The organism is Ruegeria sp. S84, assembly GCF_056583445.1.
This window is the reverse complement of record NZ_CM152618.1, coordinates 2,632,996-2,646,572: the sequence shown is the minus strand read 5'-3', so window position 1 is coordinate 2,646,572 and position 13,577 is coordinate 2,632,996. Positions and strand designations below refer to the sequence as shown.

The following is a 13,577-nucleotide window of genomic DNA, read 5'->3' as shown; positions in this document are numbered from 1 at the left end:
TTGGGCGAATTGATTGCTCCGGGTTGTGAGTTGCTTGATATGTTCCGGGATCTCGTTTCGGAAGGTGCGCGGCAGGTACTCAAAGCTCTTTGAGCCGCACCGAATACGGCTTTGTCTCGCCAACTGTGAGTTCCTCCGCAGCCAAATTTGTTTTGCTCTCGACGTAAGCCTGGTTTGGTGAAGTCGCATTGCGGCACGGACTTCTTCGTTGAATAGCGAACTAAGGCTGCGATCAGCAAATGGGGATTGCTACGGAGAATATTTAGAACCTTCCATCGTGGTGTCGATAAAGGACTATACTCCCTGCCAGGCGCGCTTCGGGCGCGCGCGGAAACTTCTAACATTCAAGTAACGAAGGACAACGGCCTCTATCCAAATGCCACATCAGCAGCGAATTCCGGAGAAGACAGAAGCAAAGATCCATTTTCTGTGGCCAAACGTACAATACTTAAATGACGGAGGTATCGTGCAGGTCGTTTGGTTCAAACGGGATTTACGGGTGAATGATCATCCGGCACTAGCGCAAGCGTCTGAGGTTGGGCCAGTTCTGCCACTCTATGTGGTTGGACCTGACCTGTGGCAGCAACCTGACGCGTCAATACGGCAGTGGAACTTTGTTGCTGAGACAATCGCTGGGCTGCGAGAAGACCTAGGGAAACTGGGCCAGCCACTCATTGTGCGCATCGGACAAATTGTGGCGGTCCTTTCCGAGTTAAAAGACCGTGGTCTAATAGACGTTCTTTGGTCACATGAGGAAACAGGAAATAATTGGACGTATCAGCGGGATCGGCAGGTCGCTGCATGGTGCAAAGATCTTGGCGTACGGTGGCACGAAGTGCAAAACCATGGCGTTTTTCGCAGGCTCAAGTCCCGCGACGGCTGGGCGGAACGTTGGGACAGGTTCATGGCACTGCCCGTTTCGTCACCAGTTGCGCTGAAACCAATCGACATAAAACCAGGGTATATTCCCACGGCGCGCGACCTCAACTTGCGGGATGATCCATGCGTTGGTCGTCAAGCCGGGGGACGAGCTGCGGGTTTGGAACGATTGAACAGCTTTCTGACCCACCGTGGCAAAAGATACCAACGCGAAATGTCCAGCCCCTTGGAGGGGGCCGTTGCGTGTTCACGGCTATCGCCCTACTTGGCTTGGGGTGCGCTTTCGATGCGGGAGGTGTCGCAAGCGACTGAAAAGCAGAGATGTAGATTGCCGTCGCACGCACAGGACTGGCGTAAATCGCTTCGCTCGTTCTCGGGCCGATTGCATTGGCATTGCCATTTTATTCAGAAACTTGAGGATGAACCTCGGATTGAGTTTGAAAATCTGCATCGTCTCTACGACGGACTTCGACCAAAAGCACCAGATGGCGCGCTCTTGGCCGCATGGTCCAAAGGCGAAACGGGATATCCGTTTTTGGACGCATGCATGCGGTCATTGCAAGCGACAGGGTGGCTCAATTTTCGGATGCGCGCAATGGTGATGGCCACGGCGAGTTATCATCTCTGGCTGGATTGGCGAGCCCCGGGAGAGCATTTGGCGCGCATGTTTACCGACTATGAGCCGGGCATTCACTGGAACCAGGTGCAGATGCAATCAGGCACGACCGGCATCAATACTGTGCGCATCTATAATCCGGTTAAGCAGGGCTATGATCAGGATCCAGAAGGGGTGTTCATTCGGACATGGTTGCCGGAACTGGCCCATATTTCGGATCGGTACATCCACGAACCCTGGAAAGCCCAAGATGGGAAACAAATCATCGGAGTGCATTATCCAGAGCGTGTTTTTGACCATCTCGCAGCAGCCAAAGCCGCGCGCGAGCGGGTTTGGGGTGTCCGCCGAAGTGCGGAGTTTCGCTCTGAAGCGCAAGCCATTGCGACAAAACACGCGAGCCGAAAGACAAGGCGGACTGTTCGCAAAGTCGCGCGGTCGTTTCAAGATCAAGAGCAACTCAAACTGCCTTTGGGGGATCAGTGATGAAAATGCAGAAGAAAGCCGATTTGCCCCAGAAAATCTGCCCGGTCTGCCAGCGCCCTTTCACCTGGCGCAAGAAATGGGAAAACACTTGGGATCAAGTGAAATACTGCTCGAAAAAGTGCAGGTCGGCCGCATGACTGAGATGTTTCCAGAACTTGCGGACGTGAAAGAGACAATCAGTTTCAAACCCACACGAACCAATGGTCTTACAAGGCTGAAGCAGTTCGTGCGACGCACCGGTCGGCATTATGCAAGTACGCGGAACTACGATTTTGGGACTGAGCAACGCAGCAATGTATCGGGTTTGTCACCTTGGCTGCGCCACCGTTTGATAACGGAGAATGAGGTTTTGGCAGCGGTGTTAGCGTCGCATAGTTCCAACGCGGCAGAGAAGTTCGTGCAAGAAGTGTTTTGGCGCACTTACTTCAAGGGTTGGCTGGAACAAAGGCCCAGCGTCTGGGCACTTTATCAGCGGGATTTGTTGAGCGCTTTTGAGCGACTAAAAGATGATGAGGGCTTGGAGACCCGTTTCAACGGGGCAGTGAACGGCAATACCGGCATCGACTGTTTCGATCATTGGGCGCGGGAATTGGTGACGACTGGCTACCTTCATAACCATGCGCGCATGTGGTTCGCATCAATCTGGATTTTTACACTCCGCCTACCGTGGCAGCTTGGCGCGGATTTCTTTTTGCGGCATTTGCTGGATGGCGATTCCGCGTCGAATACGCTGAACTGGCGGTGGGTTGGCGGATTGCACACGAAAGGCAAAACCTACCTCGCGCGACCTGATAATATTGCCAAATACACGGAAGGACGGTTTAAACCGAGAGGTCTGGCTAATTTTGCAGAGCCGTTGACCGAGCCGGTAGATCACCCGCTCATTCCCCTTTCAAGTTCGCACATGTTCCCAGACAGCCCTTAACTGTTGCTGTTGACGGAGGATGATCTGTCAGGTGACTGCTTAATGCCGACATCGCCTGCTGCCGTGATTGGACTTTTGGCGACGCATGGACGGTCTCCAAAGCCGATGGGAAACGCCGTAACGGACTTTGCCAAGGGGGCGATCAACAGCGCGCTTGAGCCTCACGGAAAGCTCGCGAAATCAGACGCGGATTGGTGTGGTCCGTTGATCGAGGCAGCACGGAATGCGGGTGTCACGACCATTGCAACAGCCTATGCGCCTGTCGGCCCTACTCGGTCACGCCTGGATCGTGCAGAACCTGTATTGAGAGACGCAGGCTTGTCTTTGAACAGGATAGTGCGACCGTACGACGCTATGACATGGGCTCATGCAAAGGCCGGATTCTTTGGCCTTCGAAAGAAGATCCCATCGCTCTTAGGCCAATTGAATCTGCTCAGCCAACAAAGACCATAACCCGTGTCCACTGCTGCTCTTCTACTTCCCAATCAATTGTTTGCACATCACCCGGGTCTGGCCGCCCGGCCAGACATTGTTGTGCTTTTCGAAGACCCGCTTTTCTTCGGTGATGCGTATTATCCGGCCTCGATGCACAAGCAAAAGCTTTGGCTGCACCGCGCCTCAATGGCGCGCTATAGAGATGGCTTAGTCGCCAAGGGCTTTGATGCCGCGATATGGCCCTTTGAGCGGCAGCCGGGCGCATGTCTTCGAATGTTTCAAAGTCTGCGTGATCGCGGTGTCAGCCAAATGATCATGGCTGACCCAGTAGACTTCATCGCAAAAAGACGTTTACGGGCGGCAGCTAGCAGTACCGAAATCACGCTCGATATACTGCTATCGCCTGGCTTTCTGAATTCGCGGGACCACAATCTAGATTGGTTTGCCGGTCGAAAACGATGGCTCATGGCGGATTTCTACAAAAGCCAACGCTGCCGCTTGAACGTGTTGATGGACAGCGGTCAACCGACGGGGGGACAGTGGAGCTTTGACGAGGAAAATCGCAAGAAAGTGCCCAAGGCGCTGTTAGGCAGCCTGCCTTGGATCGATTGGCCTTCCCATGACGCAGTTGATGAAGCCGCAAAAGCAAGCGTTCTTGCTGATTTTCCAGAAGCATTGGGCAGCCTGGATACGTTGTATTATCCGACATCACACAAAGCTGCGTCCGACTGGCTGGCGCAGTTTCTGGAACGGCGGTTCGAACGTTTTGGCGACTATGAAGATGCCATTGTTGAGGGCGAAAACTGGCTATGGCATGCCGTTCTCACGCCTGCATTGAACATAGGGTTGTTGACGCCAAAACAAGTTTTGGATGCTGCCCTGGCGCATGCGGATCGCAAGGGCATTCCCTTGAATTCGGTAGAAGGTTTTATCCGCCAGATCATTGGCTGGCGCGAATTTATGCGCGCGACTTATGAGAGCCTGGGTGTGCCGATGCGTACGACAAATCATTGGGGCCATCACCGCCCAATGCCCCGCGCTTTCTACGACGGAACCACCGGTATTGATCCGCTGGACGACACGATCAAAAGGTTGCTCAAGACAGGGTATTGTCATCATATTGAACGCCTCATGGTTTTGGGCGGATTTATGTTTCTGTGCGAAATTGATCCGGATCATGTCTATCGCTGGTTTATGGAAATGTTCGTCGACAGCTATGATTGGGTTATGGTTCCCAATGCCTACGCGATGAGCCAGCATGCCGATGGCGGGTTGATCACCACCAAACCGTACTTTTCGGGTTCAAACTATGTTCGCAAAATGAGCCATTGGGGAAAGGGGCCTTGGACCGACATTTGGGACGGGCTTTATTGGCGCTTTATTCTGAAACACAGCGATAGACTGACTGGCAATCCCCGATGGGCGATGATGTGCCGTACGGCTGGGCGAATGTCACCAGAGGTCAAAAGCAAGCATGTCACGACGGCGGAATCTTTTTTGCGACAGATGGTATGAGCTGGACTTTATGGCAGCGCATGACTGAGATTGAGCTCACACCATAGATAAGCCTTAGGACTGGCTGACCAAGCATTATGTAGTTGCTTGGTATGCAGAGGACTTGGGTTGAAAACCTGGACCGCCGCGTTCTTCCGTTTTCCGGAGGTTGGTTGCAAGAGGGTGATTACGCCGTGATCCACATTGTGAGCCATGATTGAACGCCAAACCTCGGCTCCGAAGTGAAGCTCAAACTCTAGCATTTTACGCTCTCAGCTACAGGGCTGAGCGCATTCGACTAAAAACTGGCATCACGTCAGATCCAGGATCGCAAAACCGAAGTCCTAGGGCCTCGCATGATCCAAATCCATGTGGCTGATCCTGACGGAAATCATATACATATCGAATTCGAGGTGACCGATTAACTGGCAAACCCTCGAAACAATTGGAACGCAAATTGAAGCTCGTAAATTTTGTCTACCATTGATCGAGCTAATTATTTTACGTTTTCCAAACTTTGCGAGCCAACGGTTTTGGATCGAAAAACAACGATTTGGCGTTCAGTATGCCGGACCTCAAAACAAACAAGAAAAACGTCATCGCTTTCTACGAAAGGATGTTCAACGCGTGTCGACCAGCAGATGCCATAGCGATCTATGTTGGTGATACCTATACGCAGCACAACCCGCATGTTGGCGACGGCAAGCTAGCCTTTGTCGAGTATTTTGAGCGCATGGCCGCCGAATACCCGGGAAAGCGTGTGGACATCAAACGTGCGTTTGCTGAAGGCGATCACGTTATTCTGCATTGCCATCAAATCTGGCCCGATGGTCTCCAGTACGCAGGGATCGATATTTTTCGCCTGGATGTCGATGGGAAGGTTATCGAGCACTGGGACGTTCTTCAGGAGGTTCCGGCAAACAGCGAGAATGAAAACGGCATGTTTTGACTTAATCGTTCTGAATGCGGTGCAAGGAACTGCGAAAGGTCCTGTCGGCTGAACCACGGTAGTCAAAAGGCATAAGTCTGATCCAAGAAACCCGCCAAAGCGTATCTTCCAAGAACCCTTTAGCAAGGAGATAAATATGCTCCCGACCAGCATTCTTGCGGCGACCCTTGGATTATTCGTAGCCACTTCGCTTCAAGCCGGAGTTCAAATTCGCTTCATAGAAGGCGCACCCAAAGACCGTTTTGTTCTGACAAATGTCGGATCGTGCGAATTAGAAACCTCGACCGTCAAAATTGACTTGTCGCAATCTGCTGGACGTCTGATTTTCGACGTTACCGAAAAAGGCGCGGGTGTAGAGGTATTCCAACCGCTCGAATTCGTTGAGGGTGCGGATGCACTGCGTCAATTTCCTTCGGTCGTGGACGGGCAGAATACAATTGAACTTGAGATCGTTTCCCTCGCAACTGGGGACAAATTAGCCTTTACCATCGATGTGGACGACACGATCGGGCAACGCGAAATCACCGTAACGGAGTCGGAGATCGAAGGCGCCACGGTGTCATATACCGACGCGGATGAGACCAGTACTGCGACCTTCTCTTCCGAAGCGCTTGTCAACGTGACGACCAAGGGCTGCTGAAAGCTATCCCACAATGTCGAATTGGATGGTCCGCATAGCATTTCTTGCGCTCGTGTTGGGAGGCGGCATCCTGATCGGGATATTGACCGCGCCCGGGGATTGGTATGCGCAGCTTTCTAAACCTGCTTTCAATCCACCAAATTGGATTTTTGGGCCGGTTTGGACGGTGCTTTATGTCTTGATCGCCATGGCGGGTTGGCGTCAGTTTGAAACAGACCGAAGCTCGACTGCCATGAAGCTGTGGTGGGCACAGATGGGTCTAAACTTTTCGTGGTCCCCAATCTTTTTCATACTGCAACTACCGTGGTTTGCGTTTGTGGTAATTGCCGCGTTGCTGGCTGTCATCGTCATGTTCATTGCTCAGGCTAGGAACTCAGATCGGATCTCCGTACTGGGCTTCCTTGCGTACTTTGCGTGGGTTGCATTTGCCGCTGCGTTGAACCTTTCCATTGCGATACTGAACTGAGCAGGAACAATATGCGTGCCAACTTTGCTGGACTTGTTTCAAGTCTTGTAATCATCGGATCTATAATGGCACAGGCTGATGAAAATCTTGCAGAAGACTTCTCCAAGTCTCCGGAGACGAGTTGGGACTACGTTGCCGACACCGTCATGGGAGGAGTTTCTTCAGGACAGGTGCAGTTTCGTTCGGAACGTGATGTTGCGTTCGCCCGGTTGACCGGAACCGTCAGCACAAAAAACAACGGCGGCTTTATCCAGTTCCGACGCAAGTTGTCTGATCGACCAGATGAGGGTGTATCGGGCGTCAGGCTGTTGGTACGGGGGAATGGCGAGCAATACTTCGTCCACCTCAGGACACGTGGCACGGTGCTTCCATGGCAATACTATCAGGCCGCGTTCGCAACTTCTGACAACTGGACCGAAGTCTGGTTACCTCTCTCAGGCTTCAAGGCTTCAGGTGCCATGTTGCGCGCTATTCCCGTTGCTGACGAAATCACCTCAGTTGGAGTTGTAGCCTACGGGAGAGATCACGAGGCCCGCGTAGATGTCAGCGAGATTGGTTTCTATTGAAGGTTTCCCAAGAGAGGGCTGCAATCTTCAAATAGGTCTGTTTGGAACCGCGCGGGATCTAAATTTACAAACCATCTTCCCGATGGAATACATTCCTTTGATGCCCGAGCATCAATTTGGACAGGTCTGATCAGGCCGCTCAACAACAGCAACCGACATTGCCAATCCAATTGTCTTTGCTCATCGTTTCCAAGCGACTAAATTGGGTCCATGGAAGAAGTCACTCGACTGACCGAATGGATGATTACAGAAGGTCGTCGCTCCGGTGATCCTGTAAAGGTGGTGTCACAGTTTTGTTCCTCCTTGATCGAAGCCGGAGTGCCGCTATGGCGGGCAAACATTGGCCAGCGCTTTGCCAACCCATTGCTTATTGCCTGGGGGGTAGTTTGGACGCCTGAAGGCACCGACAGCTACGACGTCACGCATGAGATGATGTTGACAGATGGTTATGTCGGGAGTTCATTCGAGTATATTCTTGCGAACAGAAAGCCACTTCACAAAAGTCTACGGCGACTGGACTTGGAAACAGAGCATTCATCCTATCTTGAATTTGCAGAGCAGGGTGGCACCGACTACTACGCTACTTTGCTCTATTACGGCGATGGATCGCTGCATGGATGTACGTTCGTTACTCAGGCAAAGGATGGATTCTCGCCCGAACACCTTATGCTGATTGAAGCGGCCTTACCGGCCCTTTCTTCCGCCTTGGAACCTGTCACGATGCGAAAATCGTCTAAAGGTCTGCTTCGAACTTATTTAGGAGATGGACCTTCCGAGGCCGTCTGGAGCGGCAATATAAAGCGCGGAGAGCGAGCAACTTTGGATGCCGTGGTGATGTTCTCTGATCTGCGAGGCTTTACGGCACTTTCCGAGACCTCCCCGGAAAAAGATATTTTCGACACGCTTAGCGACTATTTTGATCTGGTGGTTAAAGCCGTAGAGGACAACGGTGGAGACGTCCTCAAATTCATGGGCGATGGCATCCTGTCGATCTTTACTATTGAAGCGCAAAAAGACCATGCCGACCGCTGCAGAATGGCGGCTCTTGCAGCGCAGAGTGTGCTGAGTGGTTTGAACGATCTCAACACCAGACGAGACGGGTTTCAAAAACCGCCTTTGGATGTTGGTATTGGAATTAACGTCGGGCAGGTCAGCTATGGTAATATCGGCAGCCCCGGCAGGCTTGATTTCACAGTTCTGGGCGGGGCGGTGAACGTTGCAAGCCGAATTGAAGGTTTAACAAAAGCAATTGGTCGGAGGGTGTTGGCGACGTCAGCCGTTGCAAGTGCTGCTCCGAGCATGTTCGTTAGCTGTGGGGATCACGAAATACGTGGCCTTGCGCAGCCCATTGAATTGTTCTTTCTCACTGAAGATACACAATAATCAGCTATAGTTATTCAAAACAATCTACCTTCGGCATCTTACGACATTAGATGATCGCTAGAAATGAAACACAAAGCGCAAAAATCCACTAAGGCGCGGCAAGCTGAACCTAACTGTTCGAGTAACCGGAAAACGGGACTTGCCCGTTAACGTTCAGCTTCCCTGGAATGATAAACATGTCCATTGACTTTGGTAGCAGGCATTATCCCGCCAGCAGTTGACAAAGTGAATATCTAGTCTGTGTTAAGAACTGGATATTGGGAAATATCTGCGACTGATGACCTATTTCTTTTTTGCTGCCATATTCGCAGGCGCCGGTGACGGAGCAGCGATCAAGTAGTTTGCAGAGACCTAAAGCTGGGACCCAATTGGTAAAATACTTAATAGCCCGGCAACAATGTGATCCCAGGCCGATCCTGTCGGCTCGAATTGGTATTCAAGAATGGTGCCATCATTGGCTCTTGTCGTCCATTTAAGCTGACCAGCTTGCTCGAGCGTCACGTTATATGTGTATGCGGGTAGTGCGTCGTCCAAGGCCCCCATCGTCTGCGCAGTCAATGCTGGCGAGTCAATCAGAATTCCCATCTCGGTGTTGATGTTGACAGATCGCGGATCCCAGTTGAATGAACCCACGAACAAGTACTGGTCATCAATTGCAAATGCCTTGGAGTGCAGGCCTGACCTGGACTGAGCCCAGTTAATACCGCGGCGTTGGACTTGATAAGCGTCGGGTCGCAGCTCGTAGAGTTCTACTCCACCGCGTAGTAGTGCTCGGCGTTTCTTGGCGTAGTGTGCGTAAACGGGTGCGACGTCGTTAGATGCAAGTGAGTTGGTTACAACCTTTACGTCGACCCCGCGGTTCTCGAGTTCGGTCAGCCATTTCACACCGTTGTTGCGCGGCACGAAGTAGGCGGACACGATGTTCACTTCACTGCTGGCATTCTCAAAGTACGGAAGCAATTGAGATGCAAGAACGGGACCTGAGTTCTCGAGGCCCGCGGCCTTTGAAGGCGGATCAGCATAAAGTTTCGCTGGCAGCCAATCCAGTAACAGGGCGCCATCCGCGAAGTTCTCTTTTGCCGACTTTCTGAGCGCTGCGCCGTACTGCGTTTGCTTCGCTTCCTCGACGAGCTCATTCAACCTGCTGCGTGCATCGCTCAGGTCAAATTCTTCGGGTTCTCCGACAACCACGCGAGCCGGAACAGCGAATTCGCTGTTCCAGTAAGCGTCAAAGCTACGTGACACTTCGCGTACAACTGGGCCTGCGGCCAGCACATCCAGATCAGCATAGTTCATTTCTTCCCGCGCCAAAAAATACTCGGCACCGATGTTTCTCCCACCTACAATCGTGAACACGTTGTCTGCTGTCATGGACTTGTTGTGCATTCTGCGATTGATGCGTTTGAAATCAGTCAGACCCGCGATCAAAATGCTCTGATCTCGCCAGAACGGGTTGAACAGCCTTATTTCAATGTTTTTGTGATTGTCCAACGCAGCGGTCATCGCGTCGTAGCCGGACGTATCCATATCATCCAACAACAGCCTGACACGAACACCTCGATCCGCCGCTTGCAAGAGGCTGGCAGCGAACAGGTGACCGGTTGGGTCGTCGTGCAGAAGATAGTATTGCGCGTCTATCGTTCGCTCGGCCGCAGTGGCCAACAACAGCCGTGATACGAGCGCTTCTTCTCCATCACTGATCAGCTTGATGCCTGACCGACCGTCTTTAGGATCCCCAAGGCGATTGGCCGCCTGACCCAGTGCCGTGCTGGAATTTGCCGGTAGCGCAGCTGATACCGTCTTTTCATACGTGCGGGTTTTCGGAGCGCAAGCGACAAGAAACAGCGCGCAATAAACACTAATCACGAACTTCCACAGCGCCATTGGCTTTCTCCAACCCTATGCCCTAGGTGACTACGCCCGAGCACGCGATTGCAAGTTTGTTCTATGAAGCCTGAGGTTGTTTCGTTCGCTAGTGTTGATTTCGTAACTCTCACAAGCGCCATGTTGTTGGTTTGCGATTTCGACACACCCCTGTTCCAACGGACTATGGCAGAACCCAGATGCGTTGAACCACACCGCTCGTAACCAGTTTCCGTGTTATAAGTCTCTGATCAGGTAAAATGATGCTCTCTGATTTTGGAAGTTTAGGTGCTCTTAGCATTGACGTGTTACGATTCCGCCCCACAGTTTTGACGCAGATTTTCGGAGCATCCTGAGTGTTTGTGAGGACCACCGCCTTATTGATTTTTGCTGTGTCGACCCCGGCCACGGCATTGCAGCTTCGCGAAACAGGGCGTTATGAACTTAATCAGCCCGCAAGTCTTGACTACGATCCGACCTTTTGTGGGTTGTGGATTGCGAACGAGGGGCCCGAGGCAATTCTCGTTACATTGCAAGGTGATGAATTGCGCCGTATATCCAGCGATCTCTTTCGGATCAAAGCAATTGCTGTTGAAGGGGATCACTTGTTGCTGGGCGATGGTCTCGGCAGTCTTCAACGTGTCACCAAGGACGGATCACGCCTGGGAGCACCCTTCGAATTGGAAGGTGGTTTCGCTGATACGGAAGGAATTGCGATCAACGCCAAGGGACAGATCGTGACCGTAGAGGATGACCCCGAACGGTTGTCGTGGTTCACTTCAGAGGGTGCTTTGACGGCGAGGTTGGATACCATGAAGCTCTCTCCTCCCTTGAGTGAGGCGCAGGGCATCGCGATTGATCCGCGTACCGGCCACATGTTGATTGTTGATGACTGGGAAGGGTCAAACAGCCTGTATGAGTTCACGGCAGATGGCCAACTTCTCGCCCAGCAAAGTTTGTTAGAATTCGGAACCGATCCAGAAGGCATCGCCATTAGGCCGGGATCCAACCAACTGTTCGTGGCATTCGACGGTGGCGCGAAGATTGTGACATTTGACTACACACCCACTTTGCCTGAAGGATCGCCGCCGCTCCCGCCGGGCGCGGATTGCATGATGTTCTGAAAATTTGGTTGCTTGCTTCGGCTGGCGCAGGTTTCGGCTAGTCGCGCTCGCTGTCCAAAGTTTCGCGTATGAGCGTCAGATTAGGCAATGATTCATGGAACGGTTCAGGCCCGAGTTCGGACAAAACTGGAGCCAGGGATTCCGACATCCGCTCCATACAAGCTTTCAAAAACTCAGCGCCTTGCGGTGTAGGCCGAGCAATTTTCGAACGCTTGTCATTGGGGTTGGCTTCAAGAGTAATCAGGTCATGATTTTCAAGACTGGAGAGCATGTGCGTCATCGAAGTTTTAGGCACTTGAAACGCGTTCGAAAGTTGCTGTGGAGTTTCACCCTCGGGACGCCGTACCAGATGGCCCAAAATTCCGAATTGAGTCGCCGTCATTCTACCAGGCAAGAACGCTTCCAGCTTGGTCGAGATCAACTGATTGATGATCCCGACCTCGGTGAAGAATCGGTAAACTTCGTTGGTCTCATCTTCAGGCTTCATTCAGAATTCGTGTCTCCAGCGGCCAGCGGGGTGTGGCAATTGGTTCAGGTCCATACCCCAAACGCAGCAACATTTGCACCGTGTGGCCCGGTGACGCAAGAAGCTCATGCGCCAGAGCGTATTCATCGGCCATCTCAGGATACTCCTGAAGTGCCTGGCTGACCGGATGAACGCCTAGGCCCATTTCGGTTGTCTTCAAGTAGAAACGCATCAACTGACGTCCTGCATCAAGTTGATCCTTTCGGGTGTTTGTGGCTGTCGTGAGGACAGCATATTGCGGCGTCGCGTCCAGCATAGCGAAGTAGTCTTGCATGTGCGCCTGAGTGCCTGGGTGATCAACGTTCATCAGGGTCTCATTGTCCAATAGGCCGGTAAGTCGCAGCGTTTCCAGCATGGGATCACGCAGTTCAATCCCGTCTGGGTTGGCGTTGATTTCTGCTTTGCCGATCCGCATCAGGTCGACGGATTCTCTAAGAGTCTGTGGAGTTCGCATTTCGATTTCAAAAGCGCGTTTTGTGAGGTCTCGAATACGGGCCACTAGATCCTCATCGGAAATCAGAGTGGCATAGTTTTCAAGGACCGATATTTCCGCCTCAGAGAGCCGCTGTTCTGTGTACGGTTCTTTGTTGGAATGCCGTTTGAGGATTTGATCTGAGAGTGGATCGGATGCCCCGCCAGATACAAACATCGCTTCTGCGATAGGTCCGTCATCTCCATCGGGCAGTAACGTGACCTCGGTATCAAATCCTTGTGCACCTGCTGTCAGTACCATCGTCTCAACAAATGCACCGAGACCAATATAGAGCTGGCGGTGGTAAGGATCGGTTTCAGGAAGCTCACGTTCAGGATCACGGTGGATGCGCACTTTGTCTTGCCCAACCAACTCGATCAGCCAAGGCTGCAAATTGTGTGGATTGGGGGCGAGAATTGCGTAGGACAAAGCAGCCTTGCGTGGGTCATCATACGGTTTTGGCGTCCACGGAGCTAAAGCTTCATGGGGTGTACGTGTCGTGAGAAACCCAGCCGCGCCCGTTGCCGCCAGTATTGTGCCTCCGCCTAGAATCTTGAGAAAACGTCTTCGGTTTGGCATCTTGACTCTCCAATAGTACGATATCGAACTAAAATAATACGAAATCGTACTATTTCAACCCCAATCGATGCAGTGATTGTTTGAGCGACTAGAAAAAAGAAAATCAGAGCAGCCGGAGGCAACTGCGGGTTGCTGTGGTAGACAAGCACTCGGAGCGTCTTCAATGCCGAAAACAGG

At 52.1% G+C, this 13,577-nt stretch carries 13 protein-coding genes; 10 read left to right on the top strand and 3 right to left on the bottom strand.

Annotated elements, in window-relative coordinates; all coding sequences use genetic code 11:
• Nucleotides 1-466 precede the first annotated feature (466 nt).
• The 9 genes from AC1DFB_RS13305 to AC1DFB_RS13265 all read left to right on the top strand — a co-directional run bounded on the left by AC1DFB_RS13305 (nt 467) and on the right by AC1DFB_RS13265 (nt 8,836).
• Nucleotides 467-1,978 (top strand): FAD-binding domain-containing protein, encoded by a 1,512-nt coding sequence (locus tag AC1DFB_RS13305; protein ID WP_480921429.1) that lies wholly within the window; start codon nt 467-469, stop codon nt 1,976-1,978.
• Nucleotides 1,978-2,115, top strand: coding sequence for a DUF2256 domain-containing protein (locus AC1DFB_RS13300; RefSeq protein ID WP_170408453.1), 138 nt, complete (start codon nt 1,978-1,980; stop codon nt 2,113-2,115). The genes AC1DFB_RS13305 and AC1DFB_RS13300 overlap by 1 nt, the downstream gene beginning before the upstream one ends.
• Nucleotides 2,055-2,903 (top strand): FAD-binding domain-containing protein, encoded by an 849-nt coding sequence (locus tag AC1DFB_RS13295; RefSeq protein WP_480921428.1) that lies wholly within the window; start codon nt 2,055-2,057, stop codon nt 2,901-2,903. The genes AC1DFB_RS13300 and AC1DFB_RS13295 overlap by 61 nt, the downstream gene beginning before the upstream one ends.
• A 456-nt stretch (nt 2,904-3,359) precedes the next feature.
• A complete protein-coding gene (locus AC1DFB_RS13290; protein WP_480921427.1) occupies nt 3,360-4,853 on the top strand; it encodes a cryptochrome/photolyase family protein in 1,494 nt (497 codons plus the stop codon).
• Between the two features lie 544 nt (nt 4,854-5,397).
• Nucleotides 5,398-5,781, top strand: a complete 384-nt coding sequence (locus AC1DFB_RS13285) for a nuclear transport factor 2 family protein (protein WP_480921426.1) — start codon at nt 5,398-5,400, stop codon at nt 5,779-5,781.
• A 136-nt stretch (nt 5,782-5,917) separates the two neighbouring features.
• The gene (locus tag AC1DFB_RS13280) at nt 5,918-6,421 is read left to right on the top strand and encodes an aggregation factor core (protein WP_480921425.1); all 504 of its coding nucleotides are present in this window, start codon (nt 5,918-5,920) and stop codon (nt 6,419-6,421) included.
• A gap of 25 nt (nt 6,422-6,446) precedes the next feature.
• Nucleotides 6,447-6,887 (top strand): TspO/MBR family protein, encoded by a 441-nt coding sequence (locus AC1DFB_RS13275; protein WP_480921424.1) that lies wholly within the window; start codon nt 6,447-6,449, stop codon nt 6,885-6,887.
• Between the two features lie 65 nt (nt 6,888-6,952).
• Nucleotides 6,953-7,453, top strand: a complete 501-nt coding sequence (locus AC1DFB_RS13270) for a CIA30 family protein (RefSeq protein WP_170626246.1) — start codon at nt 6,953-6,955, stop codon at nt 7,451-7,453.
• Between the two features lie 210 nt (nt 7,454-7,663).
• Nucleotides 7,664-8,836, top strand: coding sequence for an adenylate/guanylate cyclase domain-containing protein (locus tag AC1DFB_RS13265; RefSeq protein ID WP_480921423.1), 1,173 nt, complete (start codon nt 7,664-7,666; stop codon nt 8,834-8,836).
• A 351-nt stretch (nt 8,837-9,187) separates the two neighbouring features.
• Here AC1DFB_RS13265 and AC1DFB_RS13260 read toward each other — a convergent pair whose 3' ends face one another.
• Entirely contained in the window at nt 9,188-10,720 is a 1,533-nt protein-coding gene (locus AC1DFB_RS13260; RefSeq protein WP_170613810.1) for a phospholipase D family protein, read from the bottom strand.
• A gap of 335 nt (nt 10,721-11,055) precedes the next feature.
• On the opposite strand from AC1DFB_RS13260, the gene AC1DFB_RS13255 reads away from it, so the two are divergent.
• On the top strand, nt 11,056-11,823 hold the full coding sequence (locus AC1DFB_RS13255) for a hypothetical protein (protein WP_480790329.1): 768 nt from the start codon (nt 11,056-11,058) through the stop codon (nt 11,821-11,823).
• A 37-nt stretch (nt 11,824-11,860) separates the two neighbouring features.
• On the opposite strand, the gene AC1DFB_RS13250 is transcribed toward AC1DFB_RS13255, so the two are convergent.
• Both AC1DFB_RS13250 and AC1DFB_RS13245 read right to left on the bottom strand, forming a co-directional pair.
• Nucleotides 11,861-12,310, bottom strand: coding sequence for a MarR family transcriptional regulator (locus AC1DFB_RS13250; protein WP_170647199.1), 450 nt, complete (start codon nt 12,308-12,310; stop codon nt 11,861-11,863).
• Nucleotides 12,300-13,400 (bottom strand): Acg family FMN-binding oxidoreductase, encoded by a 1,101-nt coding sequence (locus AC1DFB_RS13245; RefSeq protein ID WP_480921422.1) that lies wholly within the window; start codon nt 13,398-13,400, stop codon nt 12,300-12,302. Before AC1DFB_RS13245 ends, AC1DFB_RS13250 begins: the two co-directional genes overlap by 11 nt.
• Nucleotides 13,401-13,577 lie beyond the last annotated feature (177 nt).